We start from the raw sequence: 19,351 nt of genomic DNA, 5'->3' as shown, positions 1-19,351 counted from the left end.
CGCTCCCGGTGTCACCCGGCGGCGGGACGCGGGCTGCCGTGGAAGACCTGGCTGGTGTGCCAGGAGCGGTGCGCCTCCGCGACGGGGCGGGCACCCGGTTGAGGTCCGATGAGCGGGCGCCCCGCGAGCGCTGTGACGTACTCGCGGGCGGCGCGGCCGCGGCCGACGAAGCGCTGCGAGACCAGAATCCGGTGGCCTGCCCCACTCACGGGTGTGCCCGGGTGGGCGGGCCCGTCTCCGATGCCGAGGACTCCCTTGTCGAAGAGCTTGTGGTGCAGGGAGCACAGGCACAGGCCGTTGTCGACGTCGTCCGGTCCGTCGAAGGCGAACCAGCGGACGTGAGCGGCCTCCAGCCCGACCGGCGCCCCACCGAGGCTGCCGTCGTAACCGCAGAAGGCGCACTGGTACTCGTAGGCGGTCAGGACCCGCTCACGCATCCGGGGATCCCGCTGCCTCCGTACGGCGGCCGGGACCTGTCCGGTCTCCGCGGGCTCCAGTTCCAGACCGACGGCCTCGCACAGATCGCCGTGCAGGGAGGGCGGGAAATGCAGGTCGAGCAGGAGCCGTGCCAGCCGCCCGAGCAGCGACGGCTCACGCCGCAGCGCCGCCCGCAGCTCCGGCGCCAGCCGCCCCGCCGCTCCCGTGGCCCGCAACTCCCGCACGCCGCTGCCGGGGCTGCCGAGTCCGCGGTCGGTGCGCACCTCCCACACACCGTCGCTGACCAGGTGGTGGAAGGGGTAGGCGGGAGACGTCCGGTGCGACGGACCGTACTCGTCGAGCAGCCGCCCGAGATCCGCCTCCACCGCGCTGTACCGCAACTCGCCGTCGGCATCCCGCTGGAACCGGCCGAGGGCGTACAGGAACAGCAGAGGCTTGTGCGGAGCCCGCGCCCCACTCCTGCTCCACTGCCGCAACTCGGCGGCACGCCCCAGCCAGTCCACGACCGGCGATCGTAGTGGCCCGCCAGAGGCCGTGTCCGATCGGGTACGGCAACCGCAACCACACGACGAAGGGCCCCGCCGCGAACGGTGGGGCCCTTCGACATCGTGCCCGGTGAGGCACTGGCGGAGGATACGAGATTCGAACTCGTGAGGGGTTGCCCCCAACACGCTTTCCAAGCGTGCGCCCTAGGCCACTAGGCGAATCCTCCGCGGCAAACAATACAAGACGTTGAGCCGTGCTCGCGAACTCGTTCCCCCCCGCTCGGATCGGGTACTGTGTGCGCAGCCCCTCACGTGGCGCTATCTGACTGAACTCCCCCAGGGCCGGAAGGCAGCAAGGGTAGGTTGGCTCTGGCGGGTGCGTGGGGGGCGTTTGCGTTGTCGGGCGTACGTGGGTGGGCCGGGCGGGGTCGCGCCGGGGCCCGGGTGCCGGGGTGATGCGGGACGTCCGGTGGGCGGTCCTCTTTGTCAGTGGGCGCCTATAACCTCGTATGCGTGTCGTCTCTCGCGCTGTACCGCCGTTATCGCCCGGAGTCGTTCGCCGAGGTCATCGGGCAGGAGCATGTCACCGACCCGTTGATGCAGGCGCTGCGGAACAACCGGGTCAATCACGCGTACCTGTTCAGCGGGCCGCGTGGCTGCGGGAAGACGACCAGTGCGCGGATCCTGGCGCGCTGTCTGAACTGCGAGCAGGGGCCCACCCCCACGCCCTGCGGCGAGTGCCAGTCCTGCCGGGACCTCGCGAGGAACGGGCCCGGGTCCATCGACGTCATCGAGATCGACGCGGCCTCCCACGGAGGTGTGGACGACGCCCGTGACCTGCGCGAGAAGGCGTTCTTCGGCCCTGCGAGCAGCCGGTACAAGATCTACATCATCGACGAGGCCCACATGGTCACGTCCGCCGGCTTCAACGCGCTGCTGAAGGTCGTCGAGGAGCCGCCGGAGCATCTCAAGTTCATCTTCGCCACCACCGAGCCCGAGAAGGTCATCGGGACGATCCGGTCGCGGACGCATCACTATCCGTTCCGGCTGGTTCCCCCCGGGACCCTGCGTGAGTACCTCGCCGAGGTCTGCGGCCGCGAGGGCATGGCCGTCGAGGACGGTGTGCTTCCGCTCGTCGTGCGGGCCGGCGCCGGATCCGTGCGTGACTCCATGTCCGTCATGGACCAGCTCCTCGCGGGAGCCCGCGAGGACGGTGTGACGTACGCCATGGCCACCTCGCTCCTCGGTTACACGGACGGGTCGCTGCTCGACTCCGTGGTCGAGGCATTCGCCGCGGGCGACGGCGCCGCCGCCTTCGAGGTCGTCGACCGGGTCATCGAGGGCGGCAACGACCCCCGGCGCTTCGTCGCCGACCTGCTGGAGCGGCTCCGCGACCTCGTGATCCTCGCCGCCGTGCCCGACGCGGGCGAGAAGGGGCTCATCGACGCCCCCGTCGACGTGGTGGAGCGCATGACGGCCCAGGCGAGTGTGTTCGGTGCCGCCGAGCTGAGCCGCGCCGCCGACCTCGTCAACACCGGGCTGACGGAGATGAGAGGCGCCACCTCGCCCCGTCTCCAGCTCGAGCTGATCTGCGCGCGCGTGCTGCTGCCGGCGGCGTACGGGGACGAGCGGTCCGTCATGGCGCGGCTCGACCGCATAGAGCGCGGCGTGAACTTCACGGGAGCGGGAGCGGGAGCGGGGGCCGGTGCCCCCGCCGTGTCCATGGGGTACGTCCCCGGGCCCGACGCGCACGCGGGGCCGGGGCCGGGACCTGGCACAGGGATGGTGGGCGGGATGCAGGGCGGTGGGTCGGCTTCCGTTGTTCCGCCGGGCGGCGGGGTCGCCGCGGCTCGTGCCGCTGTGCGAGGTGCCGGGCCCGGAACGGGAGCGGGAGCCGGACAGGGGCACGGTCCCTCCGGTGGTGCCGGGGGCCCCGTCGGTGCCGACGGCGGTAGCAGTGGCAGTGGCGATACGGGGCATGGGGCGCCCCATGCCCCGGCGGCCGCCGCCTCCGCCCCTCCTCCCGCTCCGGCTCCGGCTCCGGCTCCTGCCGCTCCCACTCCACCCGCCGCTGCCCCTCCCGGTGCGGGGCAACCGCCCGCTCCGGCCCCGGCGGCCGGTGGTGCGCCCGGTGCCTGGCCCACCCCGACCGCCGCGGGCAGCGGGCGGCGGCCCGGCGGCTGGCCGACCACCGCGGCCGCGGGCGGCGGGCAGCCTTCGTCCGGGGCGCCCGGGGCGTCCACGACAGCCGCGCCGGGTGGCGCGGGCAGTAGCGCGGGTGGTTCGGGCGCGGCTCAGTCGTCCGCGTCGTACGGCCGGCCCCCTGCCCCCACCGGTGCGCCCGCGCCCCAGAGCGCCGGGGGCTCCGCCCCCTTCGCCTCTCCGAGCGGTGGACCCGACCCGCGGACGCTCTGGCCGAACATCCTGGAAGCGGTGAAGAACCGGCGCCGTTTCACCTGGATCCTGCTCAGTCAGAACGCCCAGGTGACCGGCTTCGACGGCACCACCCTGCAACTCGGCTTCGTCAACGTCGGCGCGCGGGACAACTTCGCGAGCAGCGGCAGTGAGGAAGTGCTGCGCCAGGCGCTGTCCGAGCTGTTCAACGTGCAGTGGAAGATCGAGGCCGTCATCGACCCGTCCGGCGGCTCGGCCCCGCCGCCGTCGCCCGGGGCTGGGTTCGGTGGCGGCGGAGGAGGCGGTGGCGGGTACGCGTCCGGTGGCGCCGGTGGTGCGGTGCAGCAGGGCGCGCCCCGCCCCGCCCCGCAGCAGCCGGCGGCTCCCGCGCCTGGTCCGTCCGCCCCGTCCGGCCAGGACAGGCCGACCTCCGGGAGCGGGTCCCCGTCCGCGTCGGCCCACCGCCCCGCGCCCCGCCCCTCCGCCCCGGAGCCGCCCCCCATCTCCCCCGAGGACGACATCCCGGAGGACGACGACCCCGACCTCGACGAGTCGGCCCTGTCGGGCCACGAACTGATCGTGCGAGAACTGGGGGCGACGGTGGTGGAGGAGTTCGCGAACGAGTAACGAGTGATGGGCAGGCCCGCCCCGCCCATCACAGCGACGCCCGTCACGGGGACGTCCGTCACGGGGACGCCGGTGACCGGGCAGGCCCGACCGGTCACCGGCGTCCCCGGCACACCCGTCCCCTGACGCCCTGACGGTCGTCCGTCCCCTGGCACACCCGTCCCCCGGCGGTCGTCCCCGGCGCGGGACCGCGCTCCCGTCGCCAGAACCCCGTCGACCGGGCGCCCGCTAAGGTGACCCCCGTGAAGGTCCTAGTAATCGGCAGCGGTGCCCGCGAACACGCCCTGTGCCGCTCCCTCTCCCTCGATCCCGACGTCACCGCGCTGCACTGTGCCCCAGGCAACGCGGGCATCGCCGAGGTGGCCGAGCTGCACCAGGTCGACGCCCTCGACGGCAAGGCCGTGGCCGCGCTGGCCACGGACCTCGGGGCCGAGCTGGTGGTCGTCGGCCCGGAGGCGCCCCTCGTGGCCGGGGTCGCCGACGCCGTGCGCGAGGCGGGCATCCCGGCGTTCGGCCCCTCGCGGGAGGCCGCCCGGCTGGAGGGTTCCAAAGCCTTCGCCAAGGACGTCATGGCCGGCGCGGGCGTACCCACCGCCCGTTCGTACGTGTGCACGACCCCGGACGAGGTCGACGAGGCGCTCGACGCCTTCGGTGCCCCGTACGTCGTCAAGGACGACGGTCTCGCGGCCGGCAAGGGAGTCGTCGTGACGGCCGACCTCGCCGAGGCCAGGGCCCACGCCAACGCCTGCGACCGCGTGGTCATCGAGGAGTTCCTCGACGGCCCCGAGGTCTCCCTCTTCGCGGTCACCGACGGCGCGACGGTCGTCCCGCTGCAGCCGGCCCAGGACTTCAAGCGCGCCCTCGACGGCGACGAGGGCCCGAACACCGGCGGCATGGGCGCGTACTCGCCCCTCCCGTGGGCCGATCCCAAGCTGGTCGACGAGGTCATGCAGACGGTCCTGCAGCCGACCGTCGACGAGCTGCGCCGCCGCGGCACCCCGTTCTCCGGGCTGCTCTACGCGGGTCTCGCGATCACCTCGCGGGGTGTCCGGGTCATCGAGTTCAACGCCCGTTTCGGCGACCCCGAGACCCAGGTCGTCCTCGCCCGCCTGAAGACCCCGCTCTCCGGCATCCTCCTCGCGTCGGCCGACGGCACCCTCGCCGACCTGGAACCGCTGCGCTGGAGCGACGACGCGGCCGTCACCGTGGTCGTCGCCTCGCACAACTACCCCGGCGCCCCGCGCACCGGTGACCCCATCGAAGGGCTCGACGAGGTGGCCGCCGAGGACGCCCCGCACGCGTACGTCCTGCACGCCGGTACGAAGCGGGACGGCGACGCGGTCGTCAGCGCGGGCGGCCGGGTGCTCTCGGTCACCGCGAGCGGCACGGATCTCACCGAGGCCCGCGCCCGCGCGTACGCGGCGGTCGGCCGGATCCGCCTCGACGGCTCCCAGCACCGTACGGACATCGCGGCGAAGGTGGCGGAGGCGGCGGAGGCCGCCGCGGAGTAACCCGCGGACACGGGCTGTCACCTGCGTCGACACCCACAGCACGGCACGTCCGGGCCCCGGATCCGGCACAGGATCCGGGGCCCGTTCGTCAGCCACCTTTAGCCAAAGCCATTCCATCGAGTGACCGATCCCCCATCCGGCTGACGATGGGCGGGGCCCCAACTAGGGTGCGGCGCAAGCGTTCCGGCACTTGGCCCACCGGCATTGCGATGTCTGTCGTGGGTGCCACAGTGGGGGAGTGAGCAACACCATGAACGTCCGCCGGCGGTGGCTGGGTATGCACACGCCGGGCGGGCAGTAGGGGGTGACACCGGTCGTGTCCGGTATGGGAGTGGAGTTGGGTGCGCAGGCCGCGCGCTCACGGGCCCTCGCTGTGCTGCGCATCCGCAGCAGGGCGCTGGCCCTCGCCCTGCTGCCCGCGGCCGTCGCCGTCGTCCTGCTCGTCGGCGGGGCGACCGGGCACGTCGACGGCAGTGGCTGGGGCCTGGTGCGCTCGATCGTGACGGGTCTGGCCGTGCTCGTGCTGCTCTCCGCGGCGGGCATCGCGCTGGTCGTCGCCCGGTCGCGGCCCGCCCTGAGCCCCACGGTCCCGGTCGCCGAGGAGTCGGCGCCCGACCTGTACCGCATGGTCCGGGACCTGGCCGACCGCCTAGAGGTGCCGGCGCCCTCGGCGATAGCGCTCACCCCCGACTGCGACAGCTGGCTGGAGGACCGCACCCACCCGGCGCACGGCCCGCCCCGTGCGGAGCCCGGGGACGAGATGGGGGGCGGCCGGGGCATGCCGTCCGCACACCGGCGTACGCCTGCCGCGCCCGTCCTGGTGATCGGGTCGCCCTTCCTGTGGTGGATGCGGGTCGGCGAGCTGCGCGCCGTTCTCGCGCCGGTCGTCGCGGGTACGGGACCGTCGGCGCACCCGGACATAGCCGCCGCCCGTCGTTTCGTACGGGGTCTCGACGCGGCCGTGGCGGTGACGTCGGCGCCCGAGCGCGGACCCCTGGCCCGCCTGGTGCTCGGCGGGGCCGGCTGGGTGACGAGGCTCCTGCTGCGCAGCTGCCGCGGGCACGCGGCCGAGATGGAGCGGGGTGTGGCGGCCGCCGCGGCGGAGCGTGCACAGGCTGTGGACTACGGCCTGCGGATCGTCGCCCAGGAGCAGGTGGGTCTGGCGTACGCGGGCTGGGACCGGCTGCTGACGAGGGTCGCGCTGCCCGCCTGGCGCATGGGGCGGTGGCCGTCCCGGCTGGACGCGGGTGTCGTCGCGGCGCTCACCGAACTCTCACGGCGTGACCGGCTGGCCGAGGGTTTCGCCTCCCGGCTCGGCGAACGCCCCGCCTGCGACCTCCTGGAGGAGCCGGGCGCCATGGACGAGGCGACGTCCCTGCTGGCCGCCCGCCTCTTCCACGGCGGCCCCGCCGAGACCGGTCCCGACTGGGCCCCGGTCGACTGGGCCGAGTATCCGGACGAGGTCGTGGACCGCAAGTGGCGTACGGACGCGGCACGGCTGCACCGCGTCCTGGACGCGCTCGGCGTCACCCGCACGTCGGACCCGACCACCACGGCCCCCAAGGGCCCGACCCTGGCCCGAGTCCTGGACCACCTGACCACCCCAAGACGCACACCCACGGAGGCCGCCGAGGCCGCCGAGACCGCGGACGTCACTGGGTCCGCGGGATCCGTGATGGGGGCCGGTGGCCCGGTCCACGAGGCCGACGGGCCGGACAGCGACAGCGACGGCGGCATCGGGCTCGGGCCGGAGCCCCACGAGACCGACGCGGAAACCGGACGGGAAAGCGACGCGGCCGACGAACCCCTGATGAGCGAGGGCGTCGGAGCCGAGGGCGACGAGGACGACGAGGACGGTGGGCCCGCGACCGAGCGGAGCGCGGAACTCGCGGCCGTCCTGAGCGCGGAGCTGGCGCGTGAGGAGGCCGCGGCCGCCGCTCGGCCCGCGGCGCCCAAGGCGGCCCCCGCCGGGCAGGGCGGCCCCGATCTGGCGCTCTGGGACGACGGCGCGCTGCCGCTCTTCCCCCTGCAACCGCCGCGCACAGGACGCGAGTTGCTGGGCGACCATGTGACGGCGATGGTCTGCTGCGCGGCGATGGACACGGCCGGGGCGATGCCGGGACTCGACTGGCTGGACGGCCCGTCGCTCCTCGTCAACGGCGAGCGCTCCGTCGACCTGGGCCCCCGGGTGCTCAGCCTCATCGAGGACGGCGACCCCGCCCCGCTCCGGGCCTGGCTCCTGGACCTCGGCGTACGCCCCGAAAAACCGGTCCGCCTGGTCTGACGACCACCACCTCCACCCCACCCGGGCCCGGGGCACCCCACCAAACGGCCCCGCCCCCAACCCCCCCCAGGGGCGCGGGGAACTGCGCGCCCAGCCCCCACAAATCCGCACCCGCCAATGCACCCGGGCCCGGCCCAAGACCCCCGGGCCCGGACGCCCCACCAAACCGCTCCGCCCCCAACCCCCCAGGGGCGCGGGGAACTGCGCGCCCAGCCCCCACAAACCCGCACCCGCCCACACACCCCCACCCCCGCCCCCCAACCCGCCCCCTCATCTCCCCACCCGTCGAAGGCAATTCGCGACGAACGGTGACCGAACGCGTGCTGAATGTGATGTGCTGAGGTCGGCCGCCCACGCGGCAGAGACCTACGCCGCCCGCCACGGCGGCGGACACACGCACGAGGGAGGGAACGCCGTATGGGGTCGGAGCAGATCCGCCGGTGGGAGTCGGGAGCACTGGCGCACGCCGTCACGGACCCCTTCGGACAGGGCCCCGTCCCCTGGCTGCGCGGCAGCGAGCACTACTTCGACGACACGGGCAACGTGGTCCCCTGGTACGTCGACCCCGTCCCGCCGCCCGGCGCGACCCCTACCGGCGACCGCCACAGAAGCACCGGCCCGGGCACCCGCCCCTCCCGTACCACCGCCGGAGGCCCCCGCTCGGCGGACGACGTCCGCCGGCAGATCAAGGGCTTCGCCTCCACCGGCGCGGTCGCCCCCGGAGAGGCCGTCGACTTCCACATCACGGTGGACCCGCCCCAGCGGTTCAGCGTCGACGTCTACCGCATCGGCCACTACGGAGGCGACGGCGCCAACAAGATCACGACCAGCCCGCGCCTCAGCGGAATCGTCCAGCCGCCCCCGCTGACCGCGGAGCGCACGGTCTCCTGCCACCACTGGTGGCTGTCGTGGCGGCTGCAGATCCCGTCGTACTGGAGCATCGGCGCGTACGTCGCCGTCCTCACCACCGACGACGGGCACCGCTCGCACGTCCCGTTCACGGTCCGCGACGACCACCCCGCCGACCTGCTGCTGCTCCTGCCGGACATCACCTGGCAGGCGTACAACCTCTACCCGGAGGACGGCCGCACGGGCGCGAGCCTCTACCACGCGTGGGACGAGAACGGCCGGCTGCTCGGCGAGGCCGACGCCGCGACGACGGTCTCCTTCGACCGCCCGTACGCGGGCGCGGGCCTGCCCCTGCATGTGGGCCACGCCTACGACTTCATCCGCTGGGCCGAGCGCTACGGCTACGACCTCGCGTACGCCGACGCCCGCGATCTGCACGCCGGCCGCGTCGACCCGACGCGCTACCGCGGCCTGGTCTTCCCGGGGCACGACGAGTACTGGTCCCCGACGATGCGCCGCGCCGTGGACGTGGCCCGCGAGCAGGGCACCTCGCTCGTCTTCCTCTCCGCCAACACCATGTACTGGCGGGTGGAGCTGGCGCCCTCCGCGTCCGGTGTCCCCGACCGGCTGCTCACCTGCCGCAAGCGCCGCGGTCCCGGAAAGTCGGCTCTGTGGCGCGAGATCGACCGCCCGGAGCAGGAGGTCCTGGGCATCCAGTACGCGGGCCGGGTCCCCGAGGCGCACCCGCTCGTCGTCCGCAACGGCGACCACTGGCTGTGGGAGGCGACCGGAGCGCACGAGGGCGACGAACTGGAGGGCATGGTCGCGGGCGAGGCCGACCGCTACTTCCCGCGCGTCGCGCTCCCCGAGCACCAGGGCCGCATCCTGCTCTCCCACTCCCCGTACCGGGACAGTGAAGGGACGATCCGCCACCAGGAGACCTCGCTGTACCGCGCGCACTCCGGCGCCCTCGTCTTCGCGGCCGGCACCTTCGCCTGGTCCCCGGCCCTGGACCGCCCGGGGCACGTCGACACCCGGGTCCAGCGCGCCACCGCCAACCTCCTGGACCGTATCTGCAAACGGGACTGAAACCGGCAGCGCGGCGACCCGCACAGTCTCCACACCGACCCCTGGCCGAGCACGGACCTCCCATACGGGAGAATCGAGCCATTCACCCAGAACCACGGGGAGGAACCGTGTCCGGATTCGTCGAAAAGCCCGAGCCTTCCGAGGTTCCGGGCCTGGTGCACCTGCACACCGGCAAGGTGCGCGACCTGTACCAGAACGAGGCGGGCGACCTCGTGATGGTCGCCAGCGACCGCATCTCCGCGTACGACTGGGTGCTGCCCACGGAGATCCCCGACAAGGGCCGCGTCCTGACGCAGCTCTCGCTCTGGTGGTTCGACAAGATCGCCGACCTGCTGCCGAACCACGTCCTCGGCACCGAGCCGCCGCCCGGCGCCCCCGCCGAGTGGCAGGGCCGCACCCTGGTCTGCAAGTCCCTGCGGATGCTGCCGGTCGAGTGCGTAGCCCGCGGCTACCTCACGGGCTCGGGCCTCGCCGAGTACGAGGAGACCCGTACCGTCTGCGGTCTCGGCCTGCCGGAAGGGCTGACCGACGGTTCGGAGCTGCCCGGCCCGATCTTCACCCCGGCCACCAAGGCCGCGGTCGGGGACCACGACGAGAACGTCGCGTACGAGGAGGTCGCCCGCCAGGTCGGCGCGGAGACCGCGGCCCAGCTGCGGCAGGCGACCCTCGCCGTCTACAGCCGCGGCCGTGACATCGCGCGCGACCGCGGGATCATCCTCGCGGACACCAAGTTCGAGTTCGGCTTCGACGGCGAGACGCTCGTCATCGCCGACGAGGTGCTGACCCCGGACTCGTCCCGCTTCTGGCCCGCCGACCAGTGGGAACCGGGCCGCGCGCAGCCCTCGTTCGACAAGCAGTACGTGCGCGACTGGCTGACCTCAGCCGAGTCCGGCTGGGACCGCGGGAGCGAGCAGCCCCCGCCGGCCCTGCCCCAGCGGGTGGTGGACGCGACCCGCGCCAAGTACGTGGAGGCGTACGAGCGCCTGACGGGCACGACCTGGGTCTGAGCGCGTCCGGACAACGAAGAACCCCCGGTCGGTGACCGGGGGCTCTTCTTCGCGAGCGGACGACCAGGTTCGAACTGGCGACCTCAACCTTGGCAAGGTTGCGCTCTACCAACTGAGCTACGTCCGCGCTGCGCCGTGGCGCGAGAGCAACTATACCCAACCTCGCTCGCGTGCGAGACGCACCGCCGAGTGACGGTTCTCGACCCCCAGCTTGGACACGGCCGACGACAGATAGTTCCGTACGGTCCCCTGCGACAGGGCGGCCCGCTCCGCGATCTCCACGACGGGCGCCCCGTCCGCGGCCAGTTCCAGCACCTCGGCCTCGCGCGCGGTCAGCGGCGAGTCCCCGGCGGAGATCGCGTCGGCGGCCAACTCCGGGTCGACATAGCGGTTTCCCGCGTGGACGGTACGGATGATCTCCGCGAGCCGTTGCGCGCTGACCGTCTTCGGGACGAATCCGCGCACACCGGCCGCCAGTGCCCGCTTCAGATGCCCGGGCCGCCCGTGGCTGGTCACGATCAGCACCCGGCAGGAGGGCAGTTCGGTCCGCAGCGATGTGGCCACCCTCACACCGTCCGCGCCGGGCATCTGGAGATCCAGTACGGCCACGTCCGGTTCGTGCGCGCGGGCCATCGCCAGCGCCTCCGGCCCGCCGGCCGCCTCCGCGACCACGAGCAGGTCCTCCTCCAGACCCAGCAGCGCGGCGAGCGCCCCCCGGATGAGGTGCTCGTCGTCGGCGAGCAGCAGCCGGATGGGTCGTACGGACGTCATGGGGTGACCTCTTCACTCACGGAACGCGGAACGGAGGACGACGAAGGAGCCGAGGACGAGGAGGACGAGGAGGCCGGCGGCAGTGGTACGTCGGCCACGACCCGGAACAGGTCTCCGTCGACGGGCCCCGCCTCCAGCGTCCCGGCCACCGCGGCCAGCCGCTCCCGCAGGCCGGCGAGACCGGAGCCGCCGGCGAGCTCGCGGCCTCGTTCGCGCTCGGGCGGGGAGGCGCCGGCGGGAACCTCCGCCGGCTGCTCGACCCCGTCGTTCTCGACGGTGAGGACCACGTGGTCGCCCGCCGGCTCCAGCGACACACGGCACCGCCGGGCGTCCCCGTGCCGCAGCACGTTCGTGGTGGCCTCCCGTACGACCCAGCCCAGCGCCGACTGGACCGCCGGAGGCAGCCCCACCGCGGAACCGGTCACCGTGCAGACGACCCCGGCCGCCGTCAGGACGCCCTGCGCGCCGGAGAGTTCGGCACCGAGGTCGGCCTCACGGTAGCCGCGTACGACCTCGCGGACCTCCCGCTGCGACTCGCGGGCGATCCGCTGGACCTCGATCATCTGGTCCACGGCCTCGGGGCGTTCGCGGCGAGCGAGCTGTACGGCCAGCTCGCTCTTGAGGGCGATCACCGCGAGGTTGCGGCCCATGACGTCGTGCAGGTCGCGGCCGAAGCGCAGCCGCTCCTCGGCGACGGCGAGACGGGTACGGGTCTCGCGGGCCGCGTCGAGCTCGTACACGGCGTCGAGCAGCCAGACGGAGAAGAGGCAGGTGAAGGCGAGGAAACCGGCGGTGAGCAGAACGGCGAAGGACGTGCCGACCACGGCGGGCACGGCGACGCCCAGGGCGAGCGCCACAACTGCCCCGCCCACCGTGAACCCCGCCACGATCGCCAGCACGCGCCGCCGGCCGCGCACCCCGAGCGCCATCGTGCCCGCCCCGAAGGCCAGTACGCCCACGAAGAGCGAGGCGGGCGCCGAGGCGGCGTCCTTCCCGCCGGGTCCGTGCTCCATCAGGGCGATCGCGGCGGTCGCCAGCAGCGCGGAGACCACACCGAGCAGGACGAGCAGGCGTACGGGCTGGGGGCGGAGGCCGCGTGTCCAGTCGAGCGACCGGGACGCGACCACCGTGCACAGCACGGCGTGCCCGCACAGCAGGAGGAAGAGCCAGACGGTGTACGTGGCCTCCGCCCGCCCGACCATCGGAAGCCCGATCGCGGCGATCTCCACCACCCCGAAGAAGTGGAAGGACCAGCGGGTGTACGTCTCGACCTTCGCCGGCGTGCTCTGCCCGCGCCACCAGACACTCGGCCTGCGTATCACCGGTCTCCTCGTTCCCGTCGCCGGACGTCCCGCTCCCGCGCCGGTCAGCGCCTCGGCTCCCAGCGGAACCACTTCTGTACAGCAAACACCGCGAGCACGGTCCAGGCCAGTGCCGTCGCGACGGCACCCATGGCCTCGTACGCGGAGAGGTTCCCGGTCCAGCCGCCGCGGATCAGAGTGATCACCGGGGACAGCGGCAGCAGCTCGCAGACGGCGGCGACCCGGTCGGGCATGACCTCGAAGGGCACGACGGTGCCGGAGGCCAGCATCGACACGAGCAGCAGCGGCATCGCCGCGACCTGGGCGCCCTCCACGCTCTTGCTGAAACTCGCGGTCACCGCCGCGAGCGCCGGCCACATCACGAGCCCCAGCAGCAGGCCCAGCACGGCCAGCAGCGGTGCCTCGGGCGCTCCCACGTCCAGCAGCGCCGCGCAGACGCCTACCAGCACCAGGCACTGCACCAGGCCGATGAGGACCGACGGGACGGCGGCGCCGATCAGGATCTCCGCGTCCCGCAGTTCCCCGGTGCGCAGCCGCTTGAGGACGAGTTCCTCGCGACGGGCGGCGTAGACGCTCACGAGCGAGCTGTAGACGGCGAAGAGCAGCGAGAAGCCGACGGCGGACGGCAGGATGACCGAGCCGACGGAGAGCCCCGCCCCCTTCAGGTCCATGTCCTCGACGGTCGAGCGAACGCTGAGCGGCAGGACCAGCGGCACGAACACCGCGGCGAAGAAGGTGGCCCTGCTGCGGGCGATCAGTGTCAGTTCGGCCCGGGCGAGGGAGGTCATGCGCCCGACCGCGGTCACGGTCGGCGCCGCGGGTGCGGTCTCGGTCACGGTGTCCGTGCTCATGCCACGTGCTCCTTCTCGGACTGCTTGGCGTTCTTGGCGCCCTTGAGACCCCACAGGCCCCTGGGGTTCCGCGGTGGTTCCGGCTGGGCCGCCCGGGCGTCCTGCTGCGCCACGTCACGCGCGATGCGCAGGAAGGCTTCTTCCAGGGACCCGGACCGCACGTCGAGCCCGCGCAGTTCGACGCCGGCCCGCTCGGCCCACACGAGCAGCCCGGTGGCGGCCCGCTGCAGCTCGTTCGTACGCAGCCGGAGCACTCGCCCGGCGAGCTCGTGTCCGAGGACGCCGAGGGAGTCGAGCGGCGGCAGGTCGCCGGGGAAGTAGCCGGCGGGAAGTTCGAAGGAGATGCGGGACGGCTGGGAGGCGGTCACCTCGGCGGGGGTGCCGGAGACCGCGATCTGTCCGGCGTGCAGGATGGCGAGCCGGTCGGCGAGCTCTTCCGCTTCCTCCAGGTAGTGGGTGGTGAGCAGCACGGTCGTGCCCGCGGCACGCAGTTCGCGCACCAACTCCCAGGTCTCCTGGCGGCCTTCGGCGTCGAGGCCGGTGGTCGGCTCGTCCAGGAAGAGGACCTCGGGCCGCCCGAGGAGGGCGAGAGCCAGGTCCAGCCGGCGCTTCTCGCCTCCGGACAACTGCTTGACCCGGACGCCGGCCCTGCGGGTGAGGCCGACCAGTGACAGGGCCTCGCTCTCGGGGCGGGCTCCGCTGGTGCAGCCGGACCACATCCGTACCGTCTCCGAGACGGTGAGTTCGGACGGGAAGCCGCCCTCCTGGAGCATGAGGCCGATGTGCGGGCGGACCACGGAGCGTTCGGTGTACGGATCGTGGCCGAGGACGCGCACGCGCCCGCCGGCCGCCGGCGCGAGGCCCTCGATGAGTTCGACGGTGGAGGTCTTGCCGGCGCCGTTGGTGCCGAGCAGGGCGAAGAGTTCGCCGCGGCCGACCTCGAAGGAGACGCCTCGGACGGCTTCGTACCCTCCCGCGTAGACGCGTCGCAGATCAGTGACCTCGATCACGGGCTCGTTCGTATCCATGCCTCAAGCGTCCCGGCCGCCGGGGGGATGCGGCAGTGCACGCTGTCACTGCTGGACATGACAAATGTCAGACGCCAGCGACGACGGACGCACGCAGGTGCGCGCACACGAGAAAGGCCCCGGTCGATGACCGGGGCCTTTCTCCTTCTCTGGAGCGGACGACCAGGTTCGAACTGGCGACCTCAACCTTGGCAAGGTTGCGCTCTACCAACTGAGCTACGTCCGCATTGCCTCCGACCGGCTCTCACCGATCGGCGCGAGCACCAGCCTACCCGATCCCTCAAGGGGACCGGACCGGCGATGCAGAGCGGGTGACAGGAATTGCACACTGCGCCTTCCCCCTGGAAGGGGGATGTTCTGCTACTGAACTACACCCGCGTGACTCCGGTGAGCCGGGCCTTTCGGCCTTGCCCCTCGGCGTGCTCCAGACTCTAGCCGATGGCCAGGGGTACAACGCAAGTCGAGTTCCCCCAGGGCGGGATGCCCCCCACCCGACCCCCGCCAGGACCGCGCCCTTCAGGGCCACGGCCTTCAGCCCCGCGGCTTCCAGGGGCACGGGGAACGGCGTGCTCAACCCTCACGCACCCGCACCCGCCCACGAGGGCTCAGCCCGGCTTTTTGGGGGCGCGGGGAACTGCGCGCTCAGCCCCCACACACCCGCACCCGCCGAACACCGGACCCCATCCGCCCGGGGGGGCGAGGCCCCAGGCCCAAGGGGGCGAGGGCCCAAGCCCGAACCCTCACTCACTGCGCCGCGGCGAACGCCTCATACACCCGCTTGGGAATCCGCCCCCGAGCCGGCACCTCCAGCCGATTCGACTGCGCCCAGGCCCGCACGGCGGCCGGATCGGGCGCCACGGCGGTCTCCCGGTACGCCCTGCCGGACCGCGACCGCTTCCGCCCGGCCTCCACGTACGGCTCCAGCGCCCTGCGCAACCGCTCGGCATTCGTCGGATTCAGGTCGATCTCGTACGACTTGCCGTCCAGACCGAACGCGACCGTTTCCGCCGCTTCCGAGCCGTCGATGTCGTCGAAGAGAGTGACTACGACACGCTGCGCCACGAATATCGGTCCCTTCGTGCGGCACCTCTCCGGCGACGCGCGATGACGTGCGGAGATGCCGACTGTCCTGCTGCTTTTATGGGTGATTGGGCAAAGTATCTGCTATTGCCAATTCATTTGTACAGTGCCCGGCAATCCAATGTGAAGCTCGACTAAATCCCTTGGCGTGTCCTCGGGGCAATAGGTAGCCCGGTCTCGATCCGGATCTTTCCCAGGATTTTTCGTGAAGGCAGCCCGACGATAGGCCCTTGATGCCTGATCGTGATGACCGTCACGTAGTTTCCTACGAATCTACCCGCGTAGAAATTTTGTACGGGTAGTCTGAAGGAACCTGCTCAGCACCACACACCGGGAGTGCCAGTGGCACGCGTCGTAGTCGACGTCATGCTCAAGCCGGAGATCCTCGACCCCCAGGGCCAGGCGGTGCAGCGTGCACTGCCGCGTCTCGGTTTCGAAGGCATCTCCGACGTACGTCAGGGAAAGCGATTCGAACTGGAAGTTGACGGACCGGTGGACGACACCGCGCTCGCCCGCATCCACGAACTCGCCGAATCCTTCCTCGCCAACACCGTGATCGAGGACTTCACCGTCAAGGTCGAGGAAGTCGCGGAGGCCGGAAAGTGACCGCTCGTATTGGCGTCGTCACTTTCCCGGGAAGCCTCGACGACCGGGACACCCAGCGTGCGATCAGGCTCGCCGGCGCCGAACCCGTCGCTCTCTGGCACAAGGACAAGGACCTCCAGCAGGTCGACGCGGTGGTGCTCTGCGGCGGATTCTCGTACGGCGACTATCTGCGCGCCGGTGCCATCGCGCGCTTCTCGCCGGTGATGGAGACCGTCATCGAGCAGGCGAAGGCGGAAATGCCGGTGCTCGGCATCTGCAACGGCTTCCAGATCCTCACCGAGGCCCACCTCCTCCCCGGCGGGATGCTCGGCAACGACCACCTCCACTTCATCTGCCGCGACCAGAAGCTGAAGGTGGAGAACGCGTCGACCGCCTGGACCACCGACTACGAGTCCGGCCAGGAGATCCACATTCCGCTGAAGAACATGGACGGGCGGTACGTCGCGGACGAGCACACCCTCGACATGCTGGAGGCGGAGGGCCGGGTCGCCTTCCGTTACGTGACCGGCGGCGACGCGGCCGACGGTTACGGCAACCCCAACGGCTCGCTGCGGGACATCGCCGGCATCTCGAACGCGGCGGGCAACGTCGTCGGTCTGATGCCGCACCCGGAACACGCCGTGGAGCCCCTCGTCGGCTCCGGCCGCACGGACGGCCTCCCCTTCTTCACCTCGATCCTCAAGAAGCTGGTCAACGCATGAGCCGGACTCCTCTGGACACGGTCGAGCACGCGGCCGAGACCCCCGACGTCGACCTCCCCTGGGCCGAACTGGGCCTGAAGAAGGACGAGTACGAGCGGGTCGTCGAGATCCTCGGCCGCCGGCCCACCGGTGCCGAGCTCGCCATGTACTCCGTCATGTGGTCCGAGCACTGCTCGTACAAGTCCTCCAAGGTGCACCTGCGCCAGTTCGGCGAGAAGGCCCCGCAGAGCGACGCCCTCCTCGTCGGCATCGGCGAGAACGCCGGTGTCGTGGACGTCGGCCAGGGCTACGCGGTCACCTTCAAGGTCGAGTCGCACAACCACCCGTCGTACGTCGAGCCCTACCAGGGCGCCGCCACCGGTGTCGGCGGCATCGTCCGCGACATCATCGCGATGGGCGCCCGCCCGGTCGCGGTCGTGGACCCGCTGCGCTTCGGCGCCGCCGACCACCCCGACACCAAGCGCGTACTGCCCGGTGTCGTCGCCGGCATCGGCGGCTACGGCAACTGCCTGGGCCTGCCCAACATCGGCGGCGAGGTCGTCTTCGACGCCTGCTACCAGGGCAACCCGCTGGTCAACGCCGGTGCCATCGGCGTCATGCGGCACGAGGACATCCACCTCGCGAAGGCGTCCGGCGCCGGCAACAAGGTCATCCTGTACGGGGCCCGCACCGGCGGCGACGGCATCGGCGGCGCGTCGATCCTCGCCTCCGAGACGTTCGACGACGCCAAGCCGTCCAAGCGTCCGGCCGTCCAGGTGGGCGACCCCTTCCAGGAGAAGCTCCTCATCGAGTGCACCCTGGAGGCGTTCGCCGAGAAGCTGGTCGTCGGCATCCAGGACCTGGGTGCGGCGGGCCTGTCCTGCGCGACCAGCGAACTCGCCTCCAACGGCTCCGGCGGCATGCGCGTCACGCTGGACGACGTACCGCTGCGCGACTCCACGCTCTCGCCCGAGGAGATCCTCATGAGCGAGTCGCAGGAACGGATGTGCGCGGTCGTCGAACCGTCGAAGGTCGACCGCTTCCTGGAGATCTGCGACAAGTGGGACGTCATCGCCACCGTCATCGGCGAGGTGACCGACGGTGACCGCCTCGAGATCTTCTGGCACGGCGGCAAGATCGTCGACGTCGACCCGCGGACGGTCGCGCACGACGGCCCGGTCTACGAGCGCCCCTACGCCCGCCCCGAGTGGCAGGACGCCCTCCAGGCGGACGACGCGAACAAGCTGCCCAGGCCCGCCACTTCGGAGGAACTGCGCAGCCAGGTCCTCCAGCTGGTCTCCTCGCCGAACCAGGCGTCCAAGTCCTGGATCACCTCCCAGTACGACCGTTTCGTGCAGGGCAACACCGTGCTGGCGCAGCCCGAGGACTCGGGCATGATCCGCATCGACGAGGAGTCCGGGCTCGGGGTCGCCATCGCCACGGACGGCAACGGCCGGTACGCGAAGCTCGACCCGTACACGGGCGCGCAGCTCGCGCTGGCGGAGGCGTACCGGAACGTGGCGACGACCGGCGCCAAGCCGCTCGCCGTCTCCGACTGCCTGAACTTCGGCTCGCCCGAGGATCCGGCGGTGATGTGGCAGTTCGCGGAGGCCATCCGCGGTCTGGCCGACGGCTGCCTGCAGTTGGGCACCCCGGTGACCGGCGGCAACGTCTCGCTCTACAACCAGACCGGTGAGGTGGCCATCCACCCGACGCCGGTCGTCGCGGTCCTCGGCGTCATCGACGACGTCGCCCGCCGTACGCCCGTCGCCTTCGAGGAAGAGGGGCAGCTCCTCTACCTGCTCGGTGACACCCGTGAGGAGTTCGGCGGTTCGGCCTGGTCGCAGGTCGTCCACGATCACCTCGGCGGGCTGCCGCCGGCGGTGGACCTGGAGCGGGAACGCCTCCTCGGCGAGATCCTGATCTCCGCCTCCCGCGACGGCATGATCGACGCCGCGCACGACCTGTCCGACGGCGGTCTGATCCAGGCCGTGGTCGAGTCGGCGCTGCTCGGCCGCAACGGTGTGCGGCTGGTCGTGCCCGACGGGCTCGACGCGTTCACGTTCCTCTTCTCCGAGTCCGCGGGCCGCGCCGTCGTCGCGATCCCGCGCTCCGAGGAACTGCGCTTCACCGACATGTGCGGGGCGCGGGGGTTGCCTGCGGCACGCATCGGTGTCGTGGACGGGGACGCGGTCGAGGTGCAGGGCGAGTTCACGCTCCCCCTGACGGAACTCCGCACGGCCCACGAGGCGACGATCCCGGCGCTCCTGGCGTAGCGCACACCCCCACCGGGCAGTGCTTCGACCTCCGCCCGGAGGGGGCTGACCGC

At 72.2% G+C, this 19,351-nt stretch carries 14 protein-coding genes, 4 tRNA genes and 1 other RNA gene; 9 read left to right on the top strand and 10 right to left on the bottom strand.

Annotation, left to right across the window (positions count from 1 at the left end; translation table 11 throughout):
• Positions 1-11: 11 nt before the first annotated feature.
• Together ACFYXC_RS16085 and ACFYXC_RS16080 are read right to left on the bottom strand one after the other, a co-directional pair.
• Positions 12-941, bottom strand: coding sequence for a phosphorothioated DNA-binding restriction endonuclease (locus ACFYXC_RS16085; RefSeq protein WP_389551796.1), 930 nt, complete (start codon positions 939-941; stop codon positions 12-14).
• 121 nt (positions 942-1,062) lie between these two features.
• Positions 1,063-1,150: transfer RNA gene (locus ACFYXC_RS16080), tRNA-Ser, on the bottom strand.
• A gap of 72 nt (positions 1,151-1,222) precedes the next feature.
• Between ACFYXC_RS16080 and ffs the strand changes: the two genes are divergently transcribed.
• From ffs to ACFYXC_RS16050, 6 genes are all read left to right on the top strand, one after another.
• An RNA gene (ffs, locus tag ACFYXC_RS16075) (signal recognition particle sRNA small type) lies at positions 1,223-1,321 on the top strand.
• Positions 1,322-1,436: 115 nt separating this feature from the next.
• The gene (locus ACFYXC_RS16070; protein ID WP_389551793.1) at positions 1,437-3,944 is read left to right on the top strand and encodes a DNA polymerase III subunit gamma and tau; all 2,508 of its coding nucleotides are present in this window, start codon (positions 1,437-1,439) and stop codon (positions 3,942-3,944) included.
• A 242-nt stretch (positions 3,945-4,186) separates the two neighbouring features.
• Positions 4,187-5,455, top strand: a complete 1,269-nt coding sequence (gene purD / locus ACFYXC_RS16065; protein WP_388920954.1) for a phosphoribosylamine--glycine ligase — start codon at positions 4,187-4,189, stop codon at positions 5,453-5,455.
• Between the two features lie 316 nt (positions 5,456-5,771).
• Positions 5,772-7,739 carry a hypothetical protein gene (locus ACFYXC_RS16060; protein ID WP_389551789.1) on the top strand — a complete coding sequence of 656 codons (1,968 nt, stop codon included), beginning with the start codon at positions 5,772-5,774 and terminating at the stop codon, positions 7,737-7,739.
• Between the two features lie 417 nt (positions 7,740-8,156).
• Positions 8,157-9,677: a N,N-dimethylformamidase beta subunit family domain-containing protein gene (locus tag ACFYXC_RS16055; protein WP_389551786.1), complete on the top strand. Its 1,521-nt coding sequence runs from the start codon at positions 8,157-8,159 to the stop codon at positions 9,675-9,677.
• A 107-nt stretch (positions 9,678-9,784) separates the two neighbouring features.
• Positions 9,785-10,684 (top strand): phosphoribosylaminoimidazolesuccinocarboxamide synthase, encoded by a 900-nt coding sequence (locus ACFYXC_RS16050; protein ID WP_388920945.1) that lies wholly within the window; start codon positions 9,785-9,787, stop codon positions 10,682-10,684.
• 54 nt (positions 10,685-10,738) lie between these two features.
• On the opposite strand, the gene ACFYXC_RS16045 is transcribed toward ACFYXC_RS16050, so the two are convergent.
• The 8 genes from ACFYXC_RS16045 to ACFYXC_RS16010 all read right to left on the bottom strand — a co-directional run bounded on the left by ACFYXC_RS16045 (position 10,739) and on the right by ACFYXC_RS16010 (position 15,718).
• A tRNA-Gly gene (locus ACFYXC_RS16045) sits at positions 10,739-10,811 on the bottom strand.
• Between the two features lie 23 nt (positions 10,812-10,834).
• Positions 10,835-11,455 carry a response regulator gene (locus ACFYXC_RS16040; protein WP_389551782.1) on the bottom strand — a complete coding sequence of 207 codons (621 nt, stop codon included), beginning with the start codon at positions 11,453-11,455 and terminating at the stop codon, positions 10,835-10,837.
• A complete protein-coding gene (locus ACFYXC_RS16035; protein ID WP_389552794.1) occupies positions 11,452-12,774 on the bottom strand; it encodes a sensor histidine kinase in 1,323 nt (440 codons plus the stop codon). The genes ACFYXC_RS16040 and ACFYXC_RS16035 overlap by 4 nt, the downstream gene beginning before the upstream one ends.
• A 47-nt stretch (positions 12,775-12,821) precedes the next feature.
• The gene (locus ACFYXC_RS16030) at positions 12,822-13,628 is read right to left on the bottom strand and encodes an ABC transporter permease (protein WP_388920939.1); all 807 of its coding nucleotides are present in this window, start codon (positions 13,626-13,628) and stop codon (positions 12,822-12,824) included.
• On the bottom strand, positions 13,625-14,656 hold the full coding sequence (locus ACFYXC_RS16025) for an ABC transporter ATP-binding protein (protein ID WP_389551779.1): 1,032 nt from the start codon (positions 14,654-14,656) through the stop codon (positions 13,625-13,627). Before ACFYXC_RS16025 ends, ACFYXC_RS16030 begins: the two co-directional genes overlap by 4 nt.
• 150 nt (positions 14,657-14,806) lie before the next feature.
• Positions 14,807-14,882, bottom strand: a tRNA-Gly gene (locus ACFYXC_RS16020).
• 80 nt (positions 14,883-14,962) lie between these two features.
• Positions 14,963-15,034, bottom strand: a tRNA-Gly gene (locus ACFYXC_RS16015).
• Positions 15,035-15,400: 366 nt separating this feature from the next.
• Positions 15,401-15,718 carry an Lsr2 family protein gene (locus ACFYXC_RS16010; protein ID WP_389551776.1) on the bottom strand — a complete coding sequence of 106 codons (318 nt, stop codon included), beginning with the start codon at positions 15,716-15,718 and terminating at the stop codon, positions 15,401-15,403.
• 360 nt (positions 15,719-16,078) lie between these two features.
• Here ACFYXC_RS16010 and purS point away from each other — a divergent pair, with 360 nt between their 5' ends.
• Genes purS through purL form a run of 3 tightly spaced genes read left to right on the top strand, consistent with a single transcriptional unit; the run spans position 16,079 to position 19,298 of the window.
• Entirely contained in the window at positions 16,079-16,342 is a 264-nt protein-coding gene (purS, locus tag ACFYXC_RS16005; protein ID WP_055518089.1) for a phosphoribosylformylglycinamidine synthase subunit PurS, read from the top strand.
• Entirely contained in the window at positions 16,339-17,043 is a 705-nt protein-coding gene (purQ, locus tag ACFYXC_RS16000; protein WP_389551773.1) for a phosphoribosylformylglycinamidine synthase subunit PurQ, read from the top strand. The genes purS and purQ overlap by 4 nt, the downstream gene beginning before the upstream one ends.
• Positions 17,040-19,298 carry a phosphoribosylformylglycinamidine synthase subunit PurL gene (purL, locus tag ACFYXC_RS15995; RefSeq protein ID WP_388920926.1) on the top strand — a complete coding sequence of 753 codons (2,259 nt, stop codon included), beginning with the start codon at positions 17,040-17,042 and terminating at the stop codon, positions 19,296-19,298. Before purQ ends, purL begins: the two co-directional genes overlap by 4 nt.
• Positions 19,299-19,351: the final 53 nt, after the last annotated feature.

Source organism: Streptomyces sp. NPDC002701, from assembly GCF_042889045.1.
In the GTDB taxonomy this organism is placed as follows: domain Bacteria; phylum Actinomycetota; class Actinomycetes; order Streptomycetales; family Streptomycetaceae; genus Streptomyces.
The sequence above is the reverse complement of the archived record's forward strand: the minus strand, read 5'-3'. Positions and strand labels throughout refer to the sequence as shown.

Coding starts and splice junctions, on each gene's coding strand:
- ACFYXC_RS16040 (WP_389551782.1), bottom strand. CDS start 11,455: ATGACGTCCGTACGACCCATCCGGCTGCTGCTCGCCGACGACGAGCAC.
- purL (WP_388920926.1), top strand. CDS start 17,040: ATGAGCCGGACTCCTCTGGACACGGTCGAGCACGCGGCCGAGACCCCC.
- ACFYXC_RS16025 (WP_389551779.1), bottom strand. CDS start 14,656: ATGGATACGAACGAGCCCGTGATCGAGGTCACTGATCTGCGACGCGTC.
- ACFYXC_RS16030 (WP_388920939.1), bottom strand. CDS start 13,628: ATGAGCACGGACACCGTGACCGAGACCGCACCCGCGGCGCCGACCGTG.
- ACFYXC_RS16055 (WP_389551786.1), top strand. CDS start 8,157: ATGGGGTCGGAGCAGATCCGCCGGTGGGAGTCGGGAGCACTGGCGCAC.